We start from the raw sequence: 23,636 nt of genomic DNA on the forward strand, positions 1-23,636 counted from the left end.
AATCATGGCAGAGATCGATGATTTAGTTAAGCAAATATCAGAGAGGTTGTCCGAGATGGCTAAGTTAATAAAGGACGACCATTCCCAAATTCAGGCAGTAGAGGATGAAAATATAGACGAGATCTTGGCCAAAAATAAGGTAGTAGTACTAGACTTTTGGGCCACTTGGTGTGCCCCTTGCCACTTGTATGAACCTGTCTTCAACAAGGTAGCTTCAAAGTATAAGGATAAGGCATTTTTCGGAAGGGTGAACGTGGATGAGAACAACAAAACAGCAGATAAATATAATATAATGAACATTCCTACTACATTAATCTTCGTTAACGGAAATTTGGAGGATACCCTTGTAGGTGCAATTGATGAAGAAACTTTAGAGAAAGCTGTTTCTAAATATCTACAATGATAAGGGCAAACGTAAAGAAAAGGTTAAGAGAATTCTTCTTGGACTCTTCGATAGATGATGAGGGGACTATAGCTATTACTGGAGAAAACGGAAGTGGAAAGTCCAGCCTTGCAAAAATAATAAACGGCTCCTTGAAGGAAGACGAAGGCTACATTATAATAAACGGTATAGATGTTACAAGTAAAAAGGTAGGCGAAAGGGGAGTTATACTAGTTACTCCTTCGACATATATAGGGAACTTAAAGGCAGAAGACCACCTAAGGTGGGGCTATAGGAAGGGAATTAAGAGAGGAAACAAGTTAGATATCGAGACTGTAATAAATGAACTTAAGGTACAAACTAACAAGAAAGTGGAAGACTTAAGCCTAGGAAACAAGGAAAGGATATCTCTTGCAACTGCGTTGCTGGGAAAACCTGACATCTTAATAGTCGATGAAGGGTTCTCTAACATTAATGACAAGTCATCTTTCATGGAAACTTATCTAAAACTGTGTAAAGCTAACTCTATCCAGTTAATATTTATAACACAGGATCTTTCTGACGTAAAAATGACTGATCATCATTACATAATGATGAACGGCAAACTGAAAAGAGAATATTAGTTTTAAGATCATTTTCAAAAATTTTCAAACATTGACCTGAATCTATGCATAAGAAACTGTAAATTGTTAAGTCAAATAATAATGAAGATTTTTATACTCTTTATCAATAATGGCGATCATGCCAAAGTCACCAGAAGATGTCCTAAAGTTAATAAAGGAAAATAACCTTGGCTGGGTAGATCTACAATTCACCGATTTACCAGGTAGGTTACATCACATAACAATACCTTCTACTGACGTAGAGCTAGAGAGCTTTAAGAACGGTTTCGGTAAACTGGACGGAAGCAGCATAAGGGGTTTCACAGAGATATTTGAAAGCGATATGGTTCTAATGCCGATAGCTGATACTGCGTCGTTGGTTCCGTGGTCCGCTGGGGTCATGAGGATACTGACTGATGTATATTGGGGAGGAGGAAAGGGAAGATTTGAAAGGGATCCTAGAGGTGTAGCTAATACGGCAGAGAAGTTCCAAGAAGAGCGTGGATACAAATCTTTCTTTGGTCCTGAGCTAGAGTTTTTCCTGTTTGACAAAGTGGACCTAGATGTTGCTACCCCGCAATCAGGCACTGGATATAAGATCCATGCAAGGGAATCTCCATGGGAAGGGAGCGGTTCCTTCGTAATTAGATATAAAGAGGGCTATTATCCAGCTCCTCCAGTTGACAAGTTAATGGACGTTAGAGTAGAAATAGTAGATACACTAGTTAAATATTTTGGGTTTATAATCGAGGCTACTCATCATGAGGTTGCTACAGCAGGACAAGGAGAGATAGACTTCAGATTCTCTACCCTCACTGATACTGCAGATAAAGTTCAGACTCTAAAGTACGTCACTAAGAATGTAGCTGCAAAGCATGGGCTTACCGCAACATTCATGCCAAAACCAATCTACGGAGACAACGGAACTGGAATGCACACACACTTTAGCTTATGGAGCAAAGATGGTAAGAACTTAATGTTCGATCCAAATGACGATTATGCTGAAATAAGCCAGACTGGAAGATATGTAATTGGAGGAATATTGCATCATGCTAGGGCACTTTCTGCTATAGCATCCCCCTCAGTTAACAGCTACAGGAGATTAGTCCCTGGCTTTGAGGCTCCTGTCTACACAGCGTGGAGCAGGGGTAACAGAAGTGCAATAATAAGAGTACCATCTTACTTCAGGGGTATCGAGAATGCTAAAAGGATAGAGTATAGAGCCCCAGATCCATCAACTAATCCTTACTTGTTATTCTCAGCAGTCCTAATGGCAGCATTAGATGGAGTAAACAAAAAGATGGACCCAGGAGATCCTGTAGACGAGAACATATATCACCTAACCCCTGAGAAAAGAAGAGAGAAAGGAATAAGGGAACTGCCAAGAAGCCTAGATGAAGCCTTAGACGAGTTAGAAAGTGACAAGGAGTTTCTCAAGCCCGTGTTCAGTAATTCAATTATCGACACTTACATCGACCTAAAGAGACAGGAAGCTAAAACACTACAAATGTATCCTCATCCTATGGAACTGTATTACTATCTAGATTCATAGAAGCTTTTTTCCTACCTTTCCTTTAATTAAAAAATGAGATTATATTTTTCAGCTATCTTTAAACGAAATCGAAACCTTCCTCATCTTTTCCATGTCCTTATTGTCAAGGTAACTTTCAAATTCATAGTTTACGACAGCTTGACTTAAAATTGAATAATCAAAATTTAGGAAGTAAGCGTAGTCCCTCAACCATCTCTCCTTCGATGATAAAAACGATGAAAATGATTCCTCATAAATCATTTTAATTTTTTCCTCATTTATGCCTTTCCTGACAGCCAATGTACAACAATGCTCATGGTCAAAGTATTCTACTTTAAACCCAATGTTCCTTAAACTGGTGAGATAAGGTTCCCAAATTGCTATGGAATTTACTTCCTTTCTTTCTAATTTCCTCATGAGATCCTTAGGACCTTTAACGTGTACTATATCTGCTTCTTCACAGTAGTCCAAAGCCCATGCTTCCATGCTAGACATAAAGGTTGATCCGACCTTACCGCATTGTTCTCCCACTATTCCCCCTCCTCCTTTAGCTCCTCCAGCTATTATTTCTATATTATTGAAAATATTTTTAAAAAATAATTGAGTCACTACAGGTGACATACCTACATCTAACTTGCCCAAGACCAAATCTCTAGTTAAGCTAACTCCATCGCTATAAACTCTCAACTCAGTGTTAAAGCCTGCATTTTTGACCATCTTGTAAAAGGGAATGATAAAAGGATATTCTGCAGCCTCGATTATCCCTATTCTTAGGGAATTATTTAAGGAAACGTTTAGATTCTTACCCATTATTCGTTGTCTTGTTATTAACCCTTCCTTTTCAAGCTCTGAGAGAATCTCTGATAATCTACTTTTAGATAGCTTAGTAAGTTCTCTAAGTTCAGATTGAGGTAAGCTACCTCCGTTCTCCTTTAACAAAGAAAGGATTAGATGCTTACTTGACATATATTATAGAAAATCTTCAAAAATGCCTATAATAAGTTTTGCTTCGTAGACGATTCTATAAGCCTCATGGCTTGATTCCTCAACGAGCGGTTTGTTTTCAAGACTCCCCTTGTAGCTATTGAAACCAAATTAGCTTCCCTGTCCTTAACACCTCTCACGAAAGAGCACATATGTATTCCGCTTCCTACAACAAGGACTCCCTTAGGTTCAACTTCGCTATTCATCAATGCATCTGCTATTTGCGATACAAGCCTCTCTTGTATTTGAGGTCTAGAAGCGTAATAATTGGTTATTCTTATTATTTTGCTGAAACCTGCTACTCTTCCACCCTTTCCTACTACATATGCTACGTGTATTTTACCTATAAAGGGAAGAAGGTGATGTTCACATAGAGAGGAGAAACCTATATCCTTTGCAACTATAAGTTGGTCCTCTTCATATTCGCCTTCTTCCTCTCCCTCTGAAAGCTTGAAAACCTTTATCTCGGGAGGATCTGTCCTTAAACCTGACGTCATCTCGTACAGAGCTTTGGCAACTCTAGCTGGAGTTTCCCTTAAACCCTCCCTGTTCGTATCTTCTCCTAGAAGCTCTAAGATTTCCTTAACGTGCCTAGATATTTCCTCTATAACTTTCTCTTTATAGCCTATTTTCTCCATTGTAACCTACCATCTGCTTCCTTAAAATTAATACTTTTTTACAAAGGGTCTAACTAGCATTTTTAATGCCTCTATAGATTATAGAAGCTTGTAGGAAGTTTCTAGCACCTCGGGTTTGCCCTTAGTTACTACGATAGTATCCTCGATTCTAATCCCGAACTTATTAGGTATATATATTCCAGGTTCAACTGTCACTATCATATTCTCTTTGAGAATATCCCTCGATGTGAAAGACACGTAAGGTTTCTCGTGGACTTCAATGCCAACTCCATGTCCAGTGGAGTGAATGAAATACTTTCCGTATCCTGATCTCTCTATAACTTTTCTAGCTGTCATGTCTACCTCTGAGGCTTTTGCACCGTCCCTAACTTGGTCTATTGCTTCAAGTTGAGATTGTAATACAATCTCATAGATTTTCCTGACTTCTTCCTTTGGGGAAGGTATAAATGTCCTAGTACTGTCAAAGCAATATCCATTATATTTAGCCCCTATATCCACTACAGCTGGCATTCCCTTCTCAAATACCTTATTAGAAGGTATGTGATGAGGCTTGGATGAGTTTTCAGCAAATGCCACTATGGAAGGAAACGCGTAGTCTTCTGCACCTTCTTCTTTCATTGTCATATCTATATAACCTGCAACTTGTTTTTCGGACACATTACCTGAGAGAACTTTTTCCATTCCTACCTTCATTGCAGAGGAAGTGATTTTGCCAGCTTCCTTTATCATTGAAATCTCCATATCATCCTTTACGGACCTTTGCTCTAAAACTAGATCCGACACATCAATTAAATCTGATAATAGATTCTTGAACTGAAGAAACGTTGTAGAGTTAAGCCAGTTCATATCAATACCAATTTTCTTGTGACCGTCTAGAAGTTTCTGAAAAACGGAAAGCATTGAACCTTCAAATGTATTTTCAGTTATTTTGAAAGGAAAGTAACTTACGACCTCCAACCCAACTTCCATAGCTCTGTTCCTCTCAAGTTCTGGAACAACTAACGTAGATCTGCCGTCACATAAAACCAGAGAACCTGCACCCTCAAAGTTAACGTAATAATAGAGATTAGGTTCAGCAGTTATAATTACGCATTCTGAACCGCTTCTTTCTCTTATTTCCTCAAGTTTCTGAAGTCTTTTCATAGTTTATACTTAAAGTTAGGCTCTCTAATAGCTATCGCAATTTCAAATGCTGACCTTATCATCGGTTCTGCAATATCGCCTTTATCTAGTATATTTGAAATATCTATTGTGCGATCTTCTCTATAAAGGCATGTCTTCAATTTACCATCAGATGTGAGCCTTATCCTGTTACAGCCTGCACAGAACAATGGATTAGCATAGGGTTTAACTACCTCTATTACCATGCCTGACGGCATAACATATCTAGGTCTCATGTGCTTAGACCTTATTTCTTTTTTGATAGAAATTTTCTGCAACTTAGATTCTAAATCGTAAAGGAAAACGTGACTATCAAAAGCGTTCTTCCCCAGTCCAACTGGGTGCATTTCAATTAGATGAATTTCATCAACGCCTAAGGAGTCAACTAAAGAGATAGTAGCTTCAACGTTAGCTAGATTCCTTTTCGTAACTACAATGTTTACCTTCACTGGCTTAAGTCCGACGGAAATTGCATTTCTTATTCCATCTAATACTTTGCTAAATCCGTCTACGCCAGTAATAGATTTGAAGGAATTACGATCTGAACCGTGAAGACTTACATTTACCCTGGAAAGTCCAGCTTCTTTTAATTTGCCAGCTAAATCACTTAGGAGAAAGCCGTTAGTAGTCATTGAAACTTCGAATCCTAGGGAGGAAAGATCTCCAATTATTTCAAACAAATCTCTCCTTAACGTTGGTTCTCCTCCCGTGAGTTTTATTGTCCTAACTCCAAACTCCCTTGAAACCTTAGCCACATTAACTATCCCTTGTCTGGAAACTCCATAGAAAGAGTCCCCTTCACCTTCCATATGGCAGAAGAAGCATTTGAAATTGCAGACATGAGTCAATGTAATCCTTAGGTCTTCAATAGGTCTACCAAAACGATCAATCATAATATACTCTTATTATTTCCTCGAATTAAAAATGTTGTATGAACGAAGTAGATTGCCCTAGATGCAGGATAAAAATGGAATTCCTAGTAGAGGCAGAGTTAGGACAAGCAAGTAAAATAATAAAATATTTCTACAAATGCCCAGCATGTGGTACCAGAATCCTTGACCAAGAGGTTAGGACTAGAAGAGACAACGATAAAGTAGTCATAGATATTCTGCGCTGATCTTCTTAAGCTCCAATAGATGTGGAGGAGGAAAAAGAGCAAGTAAGGGAGCATTTTTAACTCCAGTTAGTTTAAGTGCTATTTCCCTATTCAACTCGTAAGACGATAAAAATTCCCTTACGGCTTCCCTAAAATCGACAACCTCATTGATGAAGAGAAAACTCGAAAACAACGTGAGAACTAGAATGTCCCACGCTTTATATTCGCTGGAGCTATTCCTTGTGGATTGCTCGGCGTCTATGACGAAGACAGTCTCTCCACTTATCATGAAATTAGAAGGCTTTGTATCCCCCATGACAAATCCCTTTTCATGGATTTCTTTCATCACATAGCCTAGAAGCCTAAAATCCTTCTTGTCGTTGGTCACCTCTCTACCTTCAACAAATTCCCTGAAAAGACACATCTTCTCCATATCCATATCTATAATTCTTGGAACTCTAACTTTACTCCATTTCTCTGTAAAAAACTCAATTTCTCTTCCCATTCTCTCAATTGGTTGAGATGCATAAGGATAGTTATTAAAAATTCCAGAAATTAGAAACCATTTTATTCCGAAAATAGAAGAATAACATTTAGTTACAAACTTCTTCCCTTCATTACACTCTACTTTAGACTGAGTGTAAAATGAGGGAGTTATCTTTATCTTCATCCGTATGTGTTACGATTCTTAGCCTTATTAATTCACCATCATCATAAACCTCTTCAGGCTTAACATTCAAAACTTCAGAAATATTTGAAACTTTTGGATAAAAATCTAGAATATCACCTTTCTTATTTAAAATTACTATTAGCTCAGACACGAACTATAAGTTGTTTCAATGTGTTTTTAAAATTTGCTCCAGCACATCCACGTATTTAAATGCATCATCAGGGAATATGAGAACTGTAGTTCTATCGTCTTTTACTTTGTTAAATGCAGAAACTGTTGCTCCTGCACTAATTCCTATAAGAATACCAGAAGTACGTCCTATGAGCTTGACTCCGTCCACGGCTTCCTCAAGACTTATATCCATAACCCTATCTACCTTACCCAAGGCTAACAATGAATTATTTGAAAAGTCCTGTCTTTTTAATCCAGGTATTCTAGAGCCCTCTGCTGGTTGGACTCCTATTATCTCTACTTCGTCCCCATATTTTTCCTTAAAGTACTTAGAGATTCCTGCTATATGACCCCCAGTCCCCATTGTTGCAATTATACGTTGTGGAGTCAAACCTTGAGAAGTCAATTGCTCATCTATCTCCTTAGCAGTAGTATTATAATGAGCTAGCAAATTTACTGGATTATTAAACTGATCTAAATTTACTGCGTTACTGACAGAGGAATATTGCTTAACTAAGGGTATAAGGTCTGCTGTCTTCTCCCCAGCTGTAAAAACTTCTGCACCTAGAATTGATGCAAATAATCGATATACCTTTGAGGCTGTCGCAGGGACGAACATGGTAAAATTGATGCCGTGAGATGAAGCCATAGAAGCTAACGCTATGCCAGTATTACCAGAAGTAGCTTCGACCATGGCTTTAGCTTCCCTCTTAATCGCCTCCTTAAAAAGATAGTACGCCGTCCTATCCTTTATACTTCTGCTAAACGGATTGTAGAACTCTAACTTTCCCCATACATCTTTTCCTATGTTTAACTTTAGAAGGGGAGTAGGCCACATCCCCTCTAGGAGATCAATCGAGTCTTCAAATACGTGAAGATCTTTTGACACAATACGGACCTACCTCAATCTACTTAAGTAAATTACACTTAATATTTATAGTTTTTTATTTGCCATGAGGATGTTCATTCTTTTCTTATGAGCTTAATTCTCACGTTAAATCTGTTCCCTTCTTTTTGATACCCATGATATTCATTACCAGTTTCCTTACACCATTTCTCTAATTCCAAGGCGGCAGCCTCCCAATCAGTAGACACAAGTATTTCTTCTTGTTGCCCTACTTGAAGGGAATTCCAAACCTTAAAAACGTCTAAAACTACCATTGGACATACTCCGTCTGCCTTTATGATTCTCAAAGAGTAACCACCACATCTGATTCTTTTGCGGAAAGTAAAAAGGATATACCACCTGACAATTTTACGTTCTCCATCAAATCCTCTTTAGAAACTTTAGCTATTCTCAAACCAGCCTCGTCTACGAAGAACTGAACGCCCGCGTCCATTGCTCTCTTCAAGAGAGTATCAATGTTAGTTATTCCTAGCTTTTTCATTTGCCTTTGTACGAAAAATCTTGCTAGTCCCCCAATGCTCAGTTTTGATCTGGCCTTAGACCCTTTTTCTCCCTTTGCTAAGAGGACTACAGCTTGAGAGGTTACAAAGACATTAACGTCCCATCCTAAGGTTCTAGCTTCTGTTGCCATGACCAGAGCGTGATAGAACTTATCCATTGTATTATCTGCCTGAAGAATAGTAAGCTTTCGCTTTTCCATAATCAATTAAAAGCCCCGTCCATATTAAAAGGTAGATTTCAGATATGCAGATAAGAGCGTTCACTTTCTTTTCAAAGACCTATCAAGAAGTAGAAAAAGCTGAAAAACTACTGGATAATTTAAACAAGGAATATAATGTATGGACCAAGAGAATATCCCTACCTCCTACGCCCAAGGACTTAAGCTTAGATAAGCTAGTTGAAATACCATCTGTTAGGAATAGCAATGATGTAATATATAGCGTTGCCAGTTTAACGGCTGATGATAGAAGATTAAGCCAAATCAAGGACTTACTTTCTATCTCTAATAGATTCTACGCTAACGTATTAGTCAGGGACGTGAAAAATCTAGAAGAGATAACGAAACTGATTTTAAGTCTAGAACCAGAGGATGCTACCAGATTTGGAGTTCTGTTCGGTGATTGGTTTCTAGTATCTCCATATTTTCCAATATCTACTGCAGACGTGATAACCAGTTCATTTGGATTGGCACTCTTATATACAGACGAAGTAATGAAGGGAAATACTGTAAGGGCAATCTCTTATGCTGACGAGATCGGTAGAAAACTAGAAGCTGAACTAAAAGTAAAGTACTTGGGCGTGGACGTTTCATTATCACCGTGGATGGAAAAAAGTGTAGGAGAGATAATAGAACGAAGGAGCGAAAAAATCTTCAATATTTCCAACATTTGGGCCGTGCATGAACTAAACCAGGAGATATTGAAGGCTAGCCTTATTTCCAAGGTTAAACCCATAGGCTTTTCTGAAGTAATGTTACCAGTTTCTGAAGATAACGTGCTTAGAAGAAGGGCTGAGGACGGTAGTTTAACCTTAACCAATTTAATCGCCTTAACTTACGTTTGTGCTGCAGGCATAGATATGATAGCTATAACTAGAGACAAAGTTACAATATTGAATCTTTTGAAAGCATTATATTCAATAAGACGAGTTAAGATGAGACCTATAGGTATGAGAATAGTAACCACGAGCGGAGGAAAAGTTAGGTCTAAAGAATTCGGCGATATACCTGAAGTTAAAGTAATATAGGCTAAGTTTAAACTACTTTTATATACCTTGAATTTTACTATACATAGTAGAGTGGACTTATATGGAAGTCAGAAGAGTTCAGAAGTTTGGTAAGTCAACGCTCATGGTATCTTTACCTGCTGACTGGGTAAAGGAAGTTAGCTTATCCGCTGGAGAGAGCGTTTACTTAGAAGTCGATGAAGACGGGAGCCTGAAGGTTTATCCACCTAATTTGAAATCGGAGTCCAACAGCAGGGAAGTTAAATTGTCTCTCTCGGGTCAAGTACAGCCCGAGGTCGTAAGTAGAGCAATATATTCTTTATATATTTTAGGTATTGATAAGATAGATATTTCTTCAAAAGATGGCATAATAAATGAAGAAACCATGAGGAAAATAAAGGAGGCATCCAGAAACCTAATTGGGCTTGAAATAATCACACAGACAGTTGATAGTGTGCAAATACAGTCCTTTTTAGATCCAACTAAGTATAGCATAAGTAGTTTGATAGCTAGATTGTCAAATTCTATAAAACAAATGTTACATTATCTAGATCTTGGAATAAAAGAATCTAGCAGAACTTTCCTACAGGAAGTAGTTGAGCTTGAAAAAGAAATAGATAGATTGTATTATTTAGCCTTAAGGCAACTTCTACTAGCACAAGTGAATAGAAGCTTAGCTTATATGATAGGAGTTAAGAGAATACAAATTGTAGGAAATAGAATATTAATAAAGTCAATCGAAGAAGCTGCGGATGAAATAAGCGAAGCAGCCAGCGACCTGCTTGCGTTGCACCCAGAGGATATGGAAATTCTGAAGAACTTTTGGAATAAATTAAACATTTTCATCGAGCAGACCGCAGTAGTAATAGACCACACAGTTAAGGTATTGTCAAAGGAAGATGTGATGCTGATAAACGAGGTAATGGAAGAGCTGAGAACACTTAGAAGGGTGTTAATAGCTGAAGCTTCTGAGCTAGAAGATAAGCTAATAGAGATAAAGTCTCCTATACTTATATCAACTGTAAGGTCACTTAATCTAAGGCTATATAACTCCATAAGGAGAATGGAACCTATAGTTGAAATAGCGTTCAATAGAAGTATAGAAAATCTAAAAGAAGTTCAATTAAAGGGTTAGCCTAGTTATTTTCACTATCTTGCTCAATTTTCGAAATATCTTTCAATTGTGAAATTACCCTGTCTCTGATTTGTGATGGAGAAGGTAATTCACGGACTAGCTTACCATCCTTCATGTACTCCTTTAAAAGTGGTTCACATTTAAGCTCAGATCTTTGATCAAATAAAGTAATCTTATCGTCATTTATGCTACATCTATAAACTTGCTTCGCGCCAGGCCATTTTCCTCTCTTAGTAAAAGGAATCCATTTACCGTCAAATTTCTCTACTATATCCGCACTGAAATCAACGCTGGGAGGAAATGCCACAGAAGTACCAATACCGAAACTGTCTACTACATCTCTTAACTCTATAACGTCTTTCTCGTCTAGACCTCCACTTACTATAATTCTAACATTAGAAAATCCATTTATATCTAGAGTCCATCTTATTTCCTTGACTATTTTCTTGAAATTCCCTCTTCTGCTTGAAGGCGTATCTAGCCTTATACCGTAGAGCCTATCCTTCAACAATGAGGCAGCCTTTAACGCCTCATTCCTTTCATCGTCGAAAGTATCAACTAATACTATCCTTGGCACGTCCTTCTCTACAGCCTCATCAAACGCCTGCCATGCCTTGACGTTATCACCTACTGCAAGCATGAGTGCATGAGGCATCGTCCCAGAAGGTTTAACTCCAAGGAACTTTTCGCTCATAGTGCCAGAAACGCCATCCATGCCTCCTATATACGCCGCTCTGTCTACCATGGGAGAAATAGCTGGATGGAGTGCCCTCAAACCAAAGAATATCATTTGTTTATTCAATGCTAGCATTTTAATTCTGGCCGCCTTAGTAGCAATGCTACTCTCATGCCTTAGTACGCCCAGTAGTGCGGTCTCTAGCTCTCCAAATTCTAGATAATCTCCTTCAATTATCATGACTGGCTCGATTTCCCTAAATATCGTACCTTCGTCCATAGCGTAGACTGTAACATTTCTCCCTTCCAATAGTCTCAATGCTTCCTCTAATCCGGCGAAAACACCCCAAGAATATCCCTTGGGAAGACCATAACAGTGGAACTCCATTCTTACTTTAAGGTTCTTTATTCCTAAGTGGAAAAGTGTATCTGCAGTTCTTTTAAAATATACATCCGTAACATTACCGCTGCGTATTTCCTCCTCTCCAACCGTGTAAAGTCGCATTTATACCTGAAACTAACTAATAGGATAATTTTTAAACCTTACATGGTAACTATCTTCGATTAGAATGATTACTGCAAGTATGGTACCACCTGAAAAATTGATAGAAAGGCTTGCAGCCTACCTTAAGGAAAAAAACATAGTAATGCCTCCAGAGTGGAGTTTCCTAACTAAAACTGCAAGTTTCAAAGAGAGAATTCCAGATAATCCAGAGGAATGGTGGTATGTAAGAACTGCCTCCATAATGAGAAAAATGTACATAGATACCTTCCTAGGTGTAGGTAAAAGCAAGGTAGTCTATGGTGGTTCCAGCTCTAAGGGAAATAGACCGCCTCATTTTAGAAGAGCTCCAGCTCATTCGACAAGAATGATTATGCAGCAGCTAGAAAAGGCAGGTCTTGTAATTAAAACTAAAAGGGGAAGGATGTTATCCTCTAAGGGAAGATCTCTAGTTGATAAAATATCCCTTGAAGCATTCAAGGAATTAGTTGAGACTAATCCCTCTCTTAAAATATATTTAGAGGGGTGATATAAATGTCAGATTATGACGATGACGAGCTTAACGAGATAATAAACAAGAGGGCCTCAGAAGAACAGCGTAAAGCAGAAATTGAAAAGAGGAAACAAAGTGAGCTCGAAGCCCAAAGGGAAGCGGCGTTAAGGGCTATACTTGCCCCAGAGGCTAGACAGAGACTAGCAAATATAAAGCTGATAAAGCCAGATTTCGCTAACTCATTAAGCGACCAATTAATAATGCTAGCACAGAGCGGCAGAATCAAGGTACCTATAACAGACGAAGAGTTAAAAGCCATATTAAGTCAGCTTACTGGACAGAACAGAAGAGATTTTAAGATACAAATTAGAGAGAGGGGATGGAATGAGCACCCATAAAAATTTGGGCAAAAAACTCAGGCTAGGAAAGGCAATGAAAAACAACGAGAGCGTTCCAGTATGGGTTATATTAAGAACTAACGGTAAATATAAGTATAATTTAATGAGAAGGGATTGGAGAAGAAACGACTTAAAGGTGTGAAAATGAAGGAGAAAGATAATTTTGAAATCACCATAAACTTAAGACGAGCTATAATGGGAAAGAGGAACGTCAGAGCTAGAAGGGCGATAAACATTGTCAGAGAAACGGTAAAAAGACATTTCAATGCAGAAAGAGTCGTTCTCGATCCTCTATTGAACCAATTCATCTCAACTAATGGAAGGGAGAAAATTCAAGAGAAAATAACGATAGTAGTAACAAAGCTCGAAGAAAAAACATTTCTAGTCAGACTTGTAATCAAGAGTGAATGAACCTGCAGAGAACTAGCATCTTTGGGTCAGATAATATAGGAATATATGTTTTTACTAATAATAAATACTCGTTAGTTCCCAGAGGAGTTGATAAAAAGTTAATAGAGAGCATAGAGGAAAATCTGGGAACGCAAGTTATAGAAGCACAAATTTCTGGAACTTTTCTCTTGGGTATTTTTGTTAGCGGAAATGACAATGTGATTTTACTTCCAAAAACAACTACTGAAGAGGAGTTTTCTTTTCTAAAAAGGGAATTAAAGGACTGTAGAGTAGAAATTTTTGACTCCAGAGTTACAGCATTTGGAAACACTATACTTATGAACAATAAAGGGGCTTTGATATACCCAGATTTTACTGAAGCAGAAGTTAAATTTCTAAAGAACATAACAGGATTAGATGATATAGAAAAAGGGTCAATAGCAAACATAGTAACAGTAGGTGCTGTAGGCGCAGTTAATGACAAGGGCGGTTTAACTCACATTGAAACTAGTGAAGAGGAAATTAAGAGAATGGAGAAAATTTTTAAAGTTAATTTTGATATTGGAACAATAAACTTTGGAAATACATTCATAAAGAGTGGGATAATAGTAAATAACAAGGGAATACTTATAGGCTCCCGTACAACGGGACCAGAGATTTTAAGAATACAAAAAGCATTTGGTGAATGAAATGTCAGAAGTAAAGACATTTATGGTCAGAGGAACGGCTCTCTTTGGAGAGTCGCATTACCCAGTAAGACAAAAGTTTACTAGATACGTAAGAGCTCTAAATGAAACTCAGGCTAAGGAGCTAATATATTCCTCATTTGGGAGCAAGAATAAAATAAAAAGAAAGAACATAAAAATTGAAGAAGTGAAAGAAGTAGATCCCACTACTATCCAAGATAAGAGAATGCAGGATCTGATGTCATTAGATAGGATAACAATATAAAAATAATGAAAAAGGTGGTGAATGAAATGTCAGATCAAGGTAGAGACGTACAAGTTTCCCTCGAGGATCTACTGGCACAAGCTGACTATCTAAAGAGATACATCGATGTATTACAAAAGTCTATAGCCGACCTAACTGATTCCCTCAACTCTATAGAATCCGCAAAGCAATTTCTTGAAATGATTAATGAGAAACAGGAACAATTAGTATCAGTTGATAGAAAAGGATTTGTCCTAGTTAAGAGCGAAATTAAGGACACTTCAAAGGTCACAATGAACATAGGGCTAGGCTACTACGCCGAAGTAACGCCAGAGCAAGCTAAGAAGATGCTTGACTCTAGAAAAGATGAATTAAATAAGGCTCTACAGGGAGTTCTGTCTGAGAGGGAAAAAGCTGCAACTGCTTATTATCAGATTGCGGAGATCTTGGAAAGGGCTCAGGCAGAACAACCAAGGTGATCTTTCTGTTTCGATAAATTAAAAAAAGCATTTTCTAATTTTGTAGGAAAATTCAAGGAAGAGGAAAAAGAGAAGAAGGAGGAATTAAATGAACAGACTAATCAACGTTGTGAAGAGCTAGAGTTAAATCAAAGCGAGATCAAGAAAGAACCTAGCGAAATCAAACAAGAAAGCACCCAAAGAGACCTAAACCCCACATCTGGGGAAATCAGAAACGAAGTCCCAGAAGCTACATCTAGTGAAAATAGACAAGTAGAGAAACCCGTAGAAGTTAGAGATGAACAAAAACCGATACAACAAGGGAAAGGGATTAGTTCAAATCAAAGTTTGTCAGCTCAGAAAAAAGACATAAAGGGTGAGTCTGAGAAAGCTGAGGGCAAAAAGAAGGGAAGTTTCTTAGATGTATTCAGATATAGGGAGATTAAAGAAAAGGATATAGAAGATCTAGTTGAAGAACTTAGATACCAATTGCTTGAAAGCGATGTATCTTTCGATGTAACTGAAAAATTTTTGGCTGATATAAAAAATGCGTTATTAGGTAAAAGAATAAAAAGATCAGAAGATGTAGAAGAAATATTAAGAGACACGCTAAAAAAATCAATAACAGAGATACTAACTAAGAACGAGAACATAAACTTAATTGACCTGATAAGGAAGTCTCAAAAACCATTTGTTATTGTATTCTTTGGAGTTAACGGAGTAGGTAAAACCACGACAATAGCTAAAGTGATTTATATGTTAAAGAAAAACGGCTTAACATGCATAGTTTCAGCATCCGATACATTTAGGGCTGCTGCGCAAGAACAACTTTCTATACATGCGCAGAAGCTTGAGGTGCCAATAGTGAAGGGAAAATACGGTGGAGATCCTGCTGCAGTTGCTTTCGATGCAATACAATCAGCAAAGAGTAGAGGAATAGATGTAGTTCTAATAGATACTGCAGGAAGAATGAACACGGATACAGATCTGACTAATGAACTTAGAAGATTAATGAAAATAGCTAAACCTAATTTCAGAATACTAGTATTAGACTCATTGGGGGGAAATGATACATTAGAACAAGCAAAATATTTTGAAAATGCCATAGGTTTCGATGCTGTGATATTAACTAAGGTTGATGCTGATGCTAAAGGAGGCGTAGTATTATCTCTAGCATATGAATTAAGCAAACCAGTTATCTTTTTAGGCGTAGGGCAGGAATACGAAAAGCTTCAGCCTTTTTCTGCAGACTGGTTCGTGGAAAGGCTATTTAATAGTTAAGCTAATATTCTATAAGCCATAACCATACTTATATGTCAAGTAAATCTACACCGAAGAGCAAACAGAGCAGCACAACTAAAAGCAGGGGTAATGGCAACTTTATAATTTCATGGTTTCAGCACAGAAAAGAAGATTGGAACAGAATAATAACTGTAGCAAAAAAGCCCGATAAGGAGACTTACAAGTTTAACCTTAGAATTACTGGGCTAATTATATTGGTTGTAGGAGTTCTCGCATTTGCCATCCAGGCAATAATGGCGTTTGTAGTTGGGTGAGTTAATGGAAAGGCCCAAGATAAGGAATTATTACGCCGTCAAGGTTACTGGGGGCCAAGAAATAAATGTTGCTCTAATGCTAGAAGAGCGAATAAAGACAAACAACATTCAGGAAGTATACTCTATTTTAGTCCCGCAAAGTCTGAAAGGTTACGTAATCATTGAGGCCGGTGGGCCCCACATAGTGAAGCTCTTAATCTCAGGCATAAGAAACGTAAAGGGTGTAGCCCAAGGATTATTGGACAAGAACGACGTTGCAAAGATGGTATCGTCCAACCTAGTGAGGGTTAAACTAGAGAAAGATCAGATGGTAGAGATAAACTCTGGGCCATTCAGAGGAATGCAAGCTCAGGTTGTTAGAGTAGAGGAGGAGAGAGGAGAGGTAGTGTTAAATATTCTAGAATCAGCTTTTCCTTTGACAGTAACTGTGCCCATAGATCAAGTTAAAGTTTTAAAGAGGTGAAAAATGTGCCCACTAAAACAATAAAGATCGTAATAGAGGGAGGTAATGCGAAGCCAGCTCCTCCGTTGGCTCCAACTCTCTCTCAACTCAAGCTTAACGTAGGTGAAGTTGTAAAGAAAATAAATGACGCTACTTCTCAATTCAAGGGTATGAGTGTCCCAGTTAGCATTGAAATTGATACGAACACGAAGAAGTACAATATCTCCGTAGGTATTCCAACCACTACTGCTCTTCTATTAAAAGAAGCGGGAGCAAGCGAACCTTCTGGAGATACAGCCCATAAGAAGATTGGAAATATACACTTTGAAGGAATAATTAAAGTCGCGATAATGAAGAAGCCGTCCATGACGTCAAAATCCCTTAAAGGTGCCGTTAAAAGCTTGCTTGGTTCAGCCCACGCCATAGGAATAACTGTAGATGGAAGAGATCCGAAAGAGCTAGTGAAAGAAGTGGATGAAGGTAAGTTCGACGAAGTGTTAAATAAGTATGAAGAAAAGTGGAATGGTGGTTTAGAATGATAGTAGGAAAGGACAAGCTAGCTGAAGCTGTAGCTAAGGCTTTACAGGAAGAAAATAAAACTAAAAGGGAATTCAAACAAAGTGTCGATATAATAGTAACCTTTAGAGACGTCGACATGAAGAGGGGAGATATAAAGCTTAGGGAAATAGTAAATCTGCCAAAAACCCCACCCAAAGAAAAGAAAGTACTAGTGGTGCCAACTTTTGAGCAAACTGAATATGCGAAGAAGGCTGAACCTAATGTTCTACTTAGCAAAGAGGAACTACAGAAGCTACAGGGAAACAAAAGAACAGTAAAGAAACTTGCTACGCAAAACGACTGGTTCCTAATAGCTCCTGACTCAATGGCCCTAGCTGGTCGTATTTTGGGTCCGGCTCTAGGCCCTAGAGGTAAATTCCCCACTCCACTCCCTGGAGCAGCGGACGTAACAGAGTACATAAATAGATACAAGAGATCTACACTGGTCAAAACTAAGGATCAACCTCATACTCAAGCTTTTATTGGAACAGAGGATCAATCTGCAGAAGATTTGGCTGAGAACGCTCTAGCAGTTCTAAATGTAATAGAAGGAAAGGTAACGAATGCACTATCAAAAATAGGTAACATATATATAAAGACTACTATGGGTAAACCAGTTAAAGTAAGTACGAGGTGATAAAGATGGCAGTAGAAATACAGCAAAAGAAAATTGCAAAATGGAAAATAGATGAAGTAGAGGAACTCACGGAAGAGCTGAAGAAAAATAAGACTGTAATAATAGGAAGCTTGGAGGGATTTCCCGCAGATAAGCTACACGAGATTAGAAAGCAACTCAGAGGAAAAGCAATAGTTAGAGTTACTAAAAACTCACTATTTCAAATAGCTGCTAAAAATGCTGGAATAGATGTTTCGAAATTAGAAAAATACCTTATAGGACCCAATATTTTCATCTTAACTAATGATAATCCGTTTACTTTCTCAATATTCTTCGAAAAGTTCAAGTTAAAGAGATATGCCAAAGCTGGAGATATCGCAGAGGAAGAGGTAGTAATCCCAGCAGGAGATACAGGGTTTTCAGCAGGTCCAGTACTAAGCACCTTCGGGAAACTAAAGATAAAGACAAGAGTCCAAGAAGGAAAGATCTTCGTAGCAGAGGATACAGTAATAGCTAAGCCTGGATCTAAGATACCAGATGATGCTATACCAATTTTGCAAAAATTAGGAATAATGCCAGTTTATATAAAGCTAGGCTTAAAGGGCGCTTATTACGAGGGGCTACTAATACCTTCTAATGAACTAAAGATAGATTTAGGTCAGTACGCTTCAAACATAGCAAAGGCGTACCAGGAATCGATGGCAGTTGCAGTGGAGATTGCATATCCTGTACCAGAAGTGCTTAAGGTCACAATAGGAAAGGCTTATAGAAATGCAATGGCTTTAGCTGGAGAATCAGGATACTTAACACCAGAAACTGCAGAGAATGTATTATCTAGAGCTATGGCTAAAGCCTATGCATTGGCTTCTGCTTTAGAGGGCAAGGTTGACTTAGGCATAAATATACCGAAAGCACAAGCACCAGCTGCAGCAGAAGAGAAGAAGGAAGAGAAGAAGGAGGAAGAGAATAAGGGACCAAGCGAAGAGGAAATAGGAGGAGGTATCTCCTCTCTCTTCGGGTAAGTTTAAATATAACACGGAATAATCTGATAAGAGTGATATAGAATGGAGTACATATACGCTAGTCTCCTTTTACATTCGGCTAAAAAGGAGATCTCAGAAGATAACCTAAAGGCAGTGCTAAACGCTGCAGGAATACAAGTAGATGACGTAAGAGTAAAAGCAGTAGCTGCAGCCTTAAAGGAGATAAACATAGAGGAAGTATTGAAGAACGCTTCTGCTATGCAAGTAGCTGCAGTAGCTGCACCAGCACAAGCACCAGCTGCAGCAGAAGAGAAGAAGGAAGAGAAGAAGGAGGAAGAGAATAAGGGACCAAGCGAAGAGGAAATAGCAGGCGGTCTAGCCTCCCTCTTCGGATAAAAGCCAAAAATTCTTTAAACATCTTGTTCTTTTCTTTTACTAATGCAAATCAATGAACGTGAATATTCTCTCAATTTTTTCAAAGAAAGAGATTATCTAAGAAGAACTTGCACTTCATGCAAAACTCCATTTTGGAGTAAAGACAAAACAAGGCAAGTATGCTCTGATATACCATGTACAGATTATTATTTCTTTGATATATCAATTAAGAGCAAACCCCTATCAGTGAAGGAAGCAAGAGAAAAATTCATCTCATTTTTTAAAAGAAACGGACATACACCAATAAAGCCAAAGCCAGTTCTTGCAAGATGGAGAGAGGACCTATATTTAACAATAGCTAGTATAGTTGACTTCCAGCCTCATGTGACGAGTGGACTAGTTCCACCCCCAGCAAATCCTTTAGTAATAAGTCAGCCGGCCATTAGACTTGAGGATATAGATAACGTTGGTATAACGTTTGGAAGACATTTAACTACGTTTGAAATGGCAGCCCACCATGCATTCAACTATCCAGATAAAGAAGTGTATTGGAAAGAAAAGACCGTTGAATTAGCTACAAGGTTCTTCACTGAAGAATTAGGAATACCAGAAGAACAGCTAAACTTTAAGGAGTCTTGGTGGGAAGGAGGGGGAAACGCAGGACCGTGTTTAGAAGTTACAGTAGGAGGGCTGGAGCTAGCTACGTTAGTATTCATGCAATACAAGAAGGAAGACAACGGAGAATATTCGCCATTACCGCTTAGGATAGTGGATACAGGATATGGAGTTGAAAGATTAGCTTGGGTTACCCAGAAAACCCCAACCGCGTTTCACGCCATCTACGGAGAACTGGTCTATAAGTTCTTCAAGAAAGTCGGAGTTGACTACGTAGATGAAACTATGCTTAAACATGCGTCTCGTTTAGCTGGCAGAATAGACCCAGATAACCCTGAGACTGTAAAAAAACACAGGGAGGCTGTAGCAAAAGAGATTGGAGAAGATGTGAAAATAGTTGACTCTGAATTAACCCGTGCAGCTAGGGTGTTTCAGTTATTGGATCATTCCAAGACTGTAGCTCTCATGTTAGCAGATGGTTTGGTGCCCTCCAATTCAGGAGAAGGATACCTAGGAAGGTTAGTTATGAGAAGAGCCATGAGGGTGGCCAAGCTTTTAGGCTCCGATGTAAGACTTTATGAATTAGTACTGGAACAAATTAATTTCTGGGGAGAGGATTTTCCACAGTTATCGAAGAACAAGGAGTATATATTAGACGTAGTTGAAAACGAACAAAACAAGTTTGAGGATTTGTATTCTAAGGTACCCTCAATAGCTTCCTCCCTTTCTAAGAAGGGAGTTTCGACTGAAGATTTAATCCAGGTCTATGATTCCAACGGAATCCCGCCAGACATGCTGTACGAAGAGTTAAAAAAGAGAGGAATTGAAATCTCCGTTCCAGATAACTTCTACGCACTTGTGGCTAAAAGGCATCAATCAGTATCCATAAAAGGAAAGGAAAAAGCCAAGCTACCTTTGGATGTAATTAAGCAAGTTAGAAACCTCCCTGCTACAGAGAAACTGTACTATGAAGACCAGTACCAAAGAGAATTCGAGGCAAGGATAGTCAAAAACATAAATGGTAAATACATGATACTTGATAGGACGACCTTCTACCCTGAAGGCGGAGGACAGATAGGAGATAGAGGACTCCTTCATCTCCCAGAGGGAGACATCAGGGTAATTGATACACAGAAGGTCGAAAATGTAATCGTTCATGTTTTGGAAAAGGAAATTAATGTGCCTGAAGGAACCGCAGTAAAGGGTTCGATAGACTGGGAATCTAGATTCAGAACTATGAGACATCATACGGTAACCCACGTGATCTTGGCTTCCGCAAAGAAATTGTTAGGAGATCATGTATGGCAAGCTGGCGCTGAAAAGACGCCTGAAAAAGGAAGGCTAGACATCACCCATCATAAAATGCTCACTGAAGAACAAGTCAGGGAAATCGAAAGAATGTCCAATCATGTAATAAACGACCACAGAGAAGTTAAGGCAATTCATCTTAGCAGGATAGAGGCTGAGACTAAATATGGAGATTCAATATACGAGGGTGGAGTTCCAAATACGTCGACAGTGAGGCTACTAGAGATTAAAGGATGGGACGTGGAGGGATGTGGAGGAACACACGTTAGTAATACGTCCGAAATAGGAGGAGTAAAAATATTGAAGGCTGAAAAGATTCAAGATGGCGTCATAAGGCTTGAATACGTAGCAGGAGATAGAGTATCGGAGTACGCCACTCAGCTTGAAGACTCAATAGGTAAGGTGGCTAACATGATAGGAGCTAGCCCTGAACAATTAGAGGGAAGAATGTCGCGTCTAATAGAGGAAAAGGCTAAACTTGAAAGAACGTTGCAAGATTACAGGAAAATGTACATGAAGGAAATAATGAAGAAAACTGAGCCAGAAAAGGTTGGAAATGACATACTCCTTTACGTGTTCTCTACAATAGATCAAGAAATAAATAAAGATCTCATGAAATACTTCACTACAGGCAACAAAAGGATAGCAGTTTCTGTAAGTGGAGATAAAATAGAGATAGCAAGCTCTTCAGACGTAAACCTTCAGAATGTCATAGACGCTTTAAGAAAGGCTGGGGGAAAAGGCGGGGGAAAAGGAACGTTCGCTAGCTTCTCCTTTAAAGAGAGCGGAAACGCAATTGACGTCATTAGAAAATCGCTTAAGTGACGCGGCATACGATTACAAATTCCTGCTGAATCGTGGTTATAGCCGAGATCTAGCACTTCAAGCTGTAACTTCAAGATATCTTCTCTCGGAAAAAGAGAGATTACTTCTTTACAGATGCATACATAGTGACATTGAAATAGAGACTATAAAGAAAAAAGAATCACAAGATTATAGAGAGATCTTAATTGATGGATTTAACTTAGCTATCTCAATAATTTCAGCCTCCCTAGGAGAGGCATACATGTGTGATGACGGATACATAAGGGATTTAGGTATGGGCAGATTCAAAAAGGAAAAAGAAATGATTGTGGCATCATTAAAACTGATTAATGAAATATGTATTTCAATGGGGAAGCTATGTACATTCGTTTTAGACGCTCAAATAAGCAAAAGTGGAGACATGGCGAAAACTGTAAAGTTGTTTGGCGGTAGCACAATATTATCAAAGACCGTTGATTCCTTCTTAATAAATGCAGAATCAGCGGTAGCCTCTAATGACTTCGTGATCCTAATGAAAGCTAAAAGAATAGTCAATATTCTACAGAATAGAATCAAAGTTAATTCTCCATTCTTTAGTTGCTAAAGATATGCACGTAATTTCTCTATGTTTTTATTCCTTTTAACATAAGGAAGGGATATTAGACAAAGAAGTATATGAACCTTAGAACAAGGGTGAGCTTAAGGTGGCGGACCCGGGGGGATTTGAACCCCCGACCACCGACTTGCTCCGCTAGCCACACGGCCTAGGAGGCCGGCGCTCTGTCCTAGCTGAGCTACGGGTCCATGCTAGGACACTGTAAGATTCTACTTGCTTAACTTTTATTTCTTTCGTCCCAAGCATCTACATATATCATTGTGGATTGAACTCCTAAAGTATTATTTATTTAAAAAATTACTTCAATTACATACCAATACAAACTTTTTAAAAAAAAATAGAAAGATAGAATTTACCATGAGTCAAAACAAAGCTAATCCTGGACCTTTAGGTTTGTCTGGATTTGCCTTAACTACCCTAATTTTAAGTTTTTATAACGCAGGAATATTAAGCGGAAGTGTGTCAAGTGTCTTCGGTTTAGCTATATTTTACGGTGGTCTAGCGCAGATAGTAGCAGGCATACTTGAGTATAAGGAAGGAAATACGTTCGGTTACATAGCTTTCTTCACATACGGAGCCTTCTGGGAGTGGTTCTTCTTTACGGCATCAGGACTTGCAGGTGCAGTTCCAGCTAGTGGAATAGGTGCAGTACTAATAGGATTCGGAATATTTACGTTAGTAATGTGGATTGGCACATTCAGGGCTAATTTGTCTCTCTTTATGACATTCCTCCTTTTATGGATAACGTTCTTCCTCCTTGGTGCTGGAGCCATTGAAAATTCTATAACACTAACACATGCAGGTGGAATAGTAGGAATATTGACAGCTCTTGTAGCATGGTACACTGGACTGGTTCAAGTAGTCGCATCATCTTTAGGAATTAATCCGCCCCTAGGAAAGGCACCTCTTAGCTAA

33 protein-coding genes and 1 tRNA gene are annotated in these 23,636 nt (G+C 38.5%); 23 read left to right on the forward strand and 11 right to left on the reverse strand.

Annotated elements, in window-relative coordinates; genetic code table 11:
- Window positions 1–4: 4 nt before the first annotated feature.
- The 3 genes from trxA (at window position 5) to glnA (ending at window position 2,536) form a co-directional block, all read left to right on the forward strand.
- Window positions 5–403: a thioredoxin gene (trxA, locus tag RQ359_RS03415; protein WP_054837763.1), complete on the forward strand. Its 399-nt coding sequence runs from the start codon at window positions 5–7 to the stop codon at window positions 401–403.
- Window positions 400–1,005: an ATP-binding cassette domain-containing protein gene (locus RQ359_RS03420; RefSeq protein ID WP_054837764.1), complete on the forward strand. Its 606-nt coding sequence runs from the start codon at window positions 400–402 to the stop codon at window positions 1,003–1,005. Before trxA ends, RQ359_RS03420 begins: the two co-directional genes overlap by 4 nt.
- 118 nt (window positions 1,006–1,123) lie before the next feature.
- Entirely contained in the window at window positions 1,124–2,536 is a 1,413-nt protein-coding gene (glnA, locus tag RQ359_RS03425; RefSeq protein WP_156016089.1) for a type I glutamate--ammonia ligase, read from the forward strand.
- 48 nt (window positions 2,537–2,584) lie between these two features.
- Here the strand turns inward: glnA and RQ359_RS03430 are convergent, their stop codons facing one another.
- The 4 genes from RQ359_RS03430 to moaA form a co-directional block, all read right to left on the reverse strand.
- Window positions 2,585–3,481, reverse strand: coding sequence for a DUF7343 domain-containing protein (locus RQ359_RS03430; protein ID WP_156016088.1), 897 nt, complete (start codon window positions 3,479–3,481; stop codon window positions 2,585–2,587).
- A gap of 26 nt (window positions 3,482–3,507) precedes the next feature.
- Window positions 3,508–4,137: a GTP cyclohydrolase I gene (gene folE, locus RQ359_RS03435; protein WP_054837765.1), complete on the reverse strand. Its 630-nt coding sequence runs from the start codon at window positions 4,135–4,137 to the stop codon at window positions 3,508–3,510.
- Window positions 4,138–4,215: 78 nt separating this feature from the next.
- On the reverse strand, window positions 4,216–5,280 hold the full coding sequence (locus RQ359_RS03440) for a M24 family metallopeptidase (protein ID WP_054837766.1): 1,065 nt from the start codon (window positions 5,278–5,280) through the stop codon (window positions 4,216–4,218).
- The gene (gene moaA, locus RQ359_RS03445) at window positions 5,277–6,191 is read right to left on the reverse strand and encodes a GTP 3',8-cyclase MoaA (RefSeq protein WP_156016087.1); all 915 of its coding nucleotides are present in this window, start codon (window positions 6,189–6,191) and stop codon (window positions 5,277–5,279) included. The genes RQ359_RS03440 and moaA overlap by 4 nt, the downstream gene beginning before the upstream one ends.
- Before the next feature lie 38 nt (window positions 6,192–6,229).
- Here moaA and RQ359_RS03450 point away from each other — a divergent pair, with 38 nt between their 5' ends.
- Window positions 6,230–6,415, forward strand: a complete 186-nt coding sequence (locus tag RQ359_RS03450; protein ID WP_054837767.1) for a hypothetical protein — start codon at window positions 6,230–6,232, stop codon at window positions 6,413–6,415.
- Here the strand turns inward: RQ359_RS03450 and RQ359_RS03455 are convergent.
- The 5 genes from RQ359_RS03455 to RQ359_RS03475 form a co-directional block, all read right to left on the reverse strand.
- Entirely contained in the window at window positions 6,396–7,064 is a 669-nt protein-coding gene (locus tag RQ359_RS03455) for a BUD32 family EKC/KEOPS complex subunit (protein ID WP_156016086.1), read from the reverse strand. The two genes, RQ359_RS03450 and RQ359_RS03455, sit on opposite strands and share 20 nt — an antisense overlap.
- Window positions 7,024–7,215 carry a hypothetical protein gene (locus tag RQ359_RS03460; RefSeq protein WP_054837769.1) on the reverse strand — a complete coding sequence of 64 codons (192 nt, stop codon included), beginning with the start codon at window positions 7,213–7,215 and terminating at the stop codon, window positions 7,024–7,026. Before RQ359_RS03460 ends, RQ359_RS03455 begins: the two co-directional genes overlap by 41 nt.
- Window positions 7,216–7,230: 15 nt before the next feature.
- Window positions 7,231–8,124, reverse strand: coding sequence for a cysteine synthase family protein (locus RQ359_RS03465; RefSeq protein ID WP_054837770.1), 894 nt, complete (start codon window positions 8,122–8,124; stop codon window positions 7,231–7,233).
- A gap of 74 nt (window positions 8,125–8,198) precedes the next feature.
- On the reverse strand, window positions 8,199–8,429 hold the full coding sequence (locus tag RQ359_RS03470) for a sulfurtransferase TusA family protein (RefSeq protein ID WP_054837771.1): 231 nt from the start codon (window positions 8,427–8,429) through the stop codon (window positions 8,199–8,201).
- A complete protein-coding gene (locus tag RQ359_RS03475) occupies window positions 8,426–8,842 on the reverse strand; it encodes a DsrE/DsrF/DrsH-like family protein (RefSeq protein ID WP_156016085.1) in 417 nt (138 codons plus the stop codon). Before RQ359_RS03475 ends, RQ359_RS03470 begins: the two co-directional genes overlap by 4 nt.
- A 44-nt stretch (window positions 8,843–8,886) precedes the next feature.
- Between RQ359_RS03475 and RQ359_RS03480 the strand changes: the two genes are divergently transcribed.
- Both RQ359_RS03480 and RQ359_RS03485 read left to right on the forward strand, forming a co-directional pair.
- Entirely contained in the window at window positions 8,887–9,888 is a 1,002-nt protein-coding gene (locus RQ359_RS03480; protein WP_054837772.1) for a DUF711 family protein, read from the forward strand.
- Window positions 9,889–9,949: 61 nt separating this feature from the next.
- On the forward strand, window positions 9,950–11,002 hold the full coding sequence (locus RQ359_RS03485; RefSeq protein WP_156016084.1) for an AbrB/MazE/SpoVT family DNA-binding domain-containing protein: 1,053 nt from the start codon (window positions 9,950–9,952) through the stop codon (window positions 11,000–11,002).
- A gap of 1 nt (window position 11,003) precedes the next feature.
- Here RQ359_RS03485 and RQ359_RS03490 read toward each other — a convergent pair whose 3' ends face one another.
- Window positions 11,004–12,182 carry a nicotinate phosphoribosyltransferase gene (locus RQ359_RS03490; RefSeq protein WP_156016083.1) on the reverse strand — a complete coding sequence of 393 codons (1,179 nt, stop codon included), beginning with the start codon at window positions 12,180–12,182 and terminating at the stop codon, window positions 11,004–11,006.
- 64 nt (window positions 12,183–12,246) lie between these two features.
- Between RQ359_RS03490 and RQ359_RS03495 the strand changes: the two genes are divergently transcribed.
- The 16 genes from RQ359_RS03495 (at window position 12,247) to RQ359_RS03570 (ending at window position 22,709) form a co-directional block, all read left to right on the forward strand.
- The gene (locus tag RQ359_RS03495) at window positions 12,247–12,708 is read left to right on the forward strand and encodes a 30S ribosomal protein S19e (protein ID WP_156016082.1); all 462 of its coding nucleotides are present in this window, start codon (window positions 12,247–12,249) and stop codon (window positions 12,706–12,708) included.
- 5 nt (window positions 12,709–12,713) lie between these two features.
- A complete protein-coding gene (locus RQ359_RS03500) occupies window positions 12,714–13,070 on the forward strand; it encodes a DNA-binding protein (RefSeq protein ID WP_054837773.1) in 357 nt (118 codons plus the stop codon).
- Window positions 13,057–13,212, forward strand: coding sequence for a 50S ribosomal protein L39e (locus RQ359_RS03505; protein ID WP_054845584.1), 156 nt, complete (start codon window positions 13,057–13,059; stop codon window positions 13,210–13,212). The genes RQ359_RS03500 and RQ359_RS03505 overlap by 14 nt, the downstream gene beginning before the upstream one ends.
- Before the next feature lie 2 nt (window positions 13,213–13,214).
- Window positions 13,215–13,481, forward strand: coding sequence for a 50S ribosomal protein L31e (locus RQ359_RS03510; protein ID WP_054837843.1), 267 nt, complete (start codon window positions 13,215–13,217; stop codon window positions 13,479–13,481).
- Window positions 13,478–14,149, forward strand: coding sequence for a translation initiation factor IF-6 (locus RQ359_RS03515; protein WP_156016081.1), 672 nt, complete (start codon window positions 13,478–13,480; stop codon window positions 14,147–14,149). Before RQ359_RS03510 ends, RQ359_RS03515 begins: the two co-directional genes overlap by 4 nt.
- 1 nt (window position 14,150) lies before the next feature.
- Window positions 14,151–14,411, forward strand: coding sequence for a 50S ribosomal protein L18Ae (rpl18a, locus tag RQ359_RS03520; RefSeq protein WP_054837774.1), 261 nt, complete (start codon window positions 14,151–14,153; stop codon window positions 14,409–14,411).
- 26 nt (window positions 14,412–14,437) lie between these two features.
- Window positions 14,438–14,869, forward strand: coding sequence for a prefoldin subunit alpha (pfdA, locus tag RQ359_RS03525; RefSeq protein WP_156016080.1), 432 nt, complete (start codon window positions 14,438–14,440; stop codon window positions 14,867–14,869).
- A 327-nt stretch (window positions 14,870–15,196) separates the two neighbouring features.
- Window positions 15,197–16,129, forward strand: a complete 933-nt coding sequence (gene ftsY / locus RQ359_RS03530; RefSeq protein ID WP_240899933.1) for a signal recognition particle-docking protein FtsY — start codon at window positions 15,197–15,199, stop codon at window positions 16,127–16,129.
- Between the two features lie 101 nt (window positions 16,130–16,230).
- Window positions 16,231–16,404, forward strand: a complete 174-nt coding sequence (locus RQ359_RS03535) for a preprotein translocase subunit SecE (protein WP_054837844.1) — start codon at window positions 16,231–16,233, stop codon at window positions 16,402–16,404.
- A gap of 4 nt (window positions 16,405–16,408) precedes the next feature.
- Window positions 16,409–16,867, forward strand: coding sequence for a transcription elongation factor Spt5 (locus RQ359_RS03540; RefSeq protein WP_054837845.1), 459 nt, complete (start codon window positions 16,409–16,411; stop codon window positions 16,865–16,867).
- 5 nt (window positions 16,868–16,872) lie between these two features.
- Complete coding sequence (locus RQ359_RS03545; RefSeq protein WP_054837846.1) at window positions 16,873–17,385, forward strand: 50S ribosomal protein L11; 513 nt, start codon at window positions 16,873–16,875, stop codon at window positions 17,383–17,385.
- Window positions 17,382–18,041, forward strand: coding sequence for a 50S ribosomal protein L1 (locus RQ359_RS03550; protein ID WP_156016079.1), 660 nt, complete (start codon window positions 17,382–17,384; stop codon window positions 18,039–18,041). The genes RQ359_RS03545 and RQ359_RS03550 overlap by 4 nt, the downstream gene beginning before the upstream one ends.
- The gene (locus RQ359_RS03555) at window positions 18,038–19,042 is read left to right on the forward strand and encodes a 50S ribosomal protein L10 (RefSeq protein WP_338116925.1); all 1,005 of its coding nucleotides are present in this window, start codon (window positions 18,038–18,040) and stop codon (window positions 19,040–19,042) included. Before RQ359_RS03550 ends, RQ359_RS03555 begins: the two co-directional genes overlap by 4 nt.
- Before the next feature lie 42 nt (window positions 19,043–19,084).
- The gene (gene rpl12p, locus RQ359_RS03560; protein ID WP_156016077.1) at window positions 19,085–19,399 is read left to right on the forward strand and encodes a 50S ribosomal protein P1; all 315 of its coding nucleotides are present in this window, start codon (window positions 19,085–19,087) and stop codon (window positions 19,397–19,399) included.
- A 42-nt stretch (window positions 19,400–19,441) separates the two neighbouring features.
- Window positions 19,442–22,126: an alanine--tRNA ligase gene (gene alaS, locus RQ359_RS03565; RefSeq protein ID WP_156016076.1), complete on the forward strand. Its 2,685-nt coding sequence runs from the start codon at window positions 19,442–19,444 to the stop codon at window positions 22,124–22,126.
- A complete protein-coding gene (locus RQ359_RS03570) occupies window positions 22,098–22,709 on the forward strand; it encodes a DUF434 domain-containing protein (RefSeq protein WP_054837776.1) in 612 nt (203 codons plus the stop codon). The genes alaS and RQ359_RS03570 overlap by 29 nt, the downstream gene beginning before the upstream one ends.
- A 101-nt stretch (window positions 22,710–22,810) precedes the next feature.
- Here RQ359_RS03570 and RQ359_RS03575 read toward each other — a convergent pair.
- Window positions 22,811–22,909 (reverse strand) — tRNA-Arg (locus tag RQ359_RS03575).
- A 169-nt stretch (window positions 22,910–23,078) separates the two neighbouring features.
- On the opposite strand from RQ359_RS03575, the gene RQ359_RS03580 reads away from it, so the two are divergent.
- Entirely contained in the window at window positions 23,079–23,636 is a 558-nt protein-coding gene (locus RQ359_RS03580; protein ID WP_054837777.1) for an acetate uptake transporter, read from the forward strand.

Source organism: Sulfuracidifex metallicus DSM 6482 = JCM 9184 (assembly GCA_032834875.1).
In the GTDB taxonomy this organism is placed as follows: Archaea; Thermoproteota; Thermoprotei_A; order Sulfolobales; family Sulfolobaceae; genus Sulfuracidifex; species Sulfuracidifex metallicus.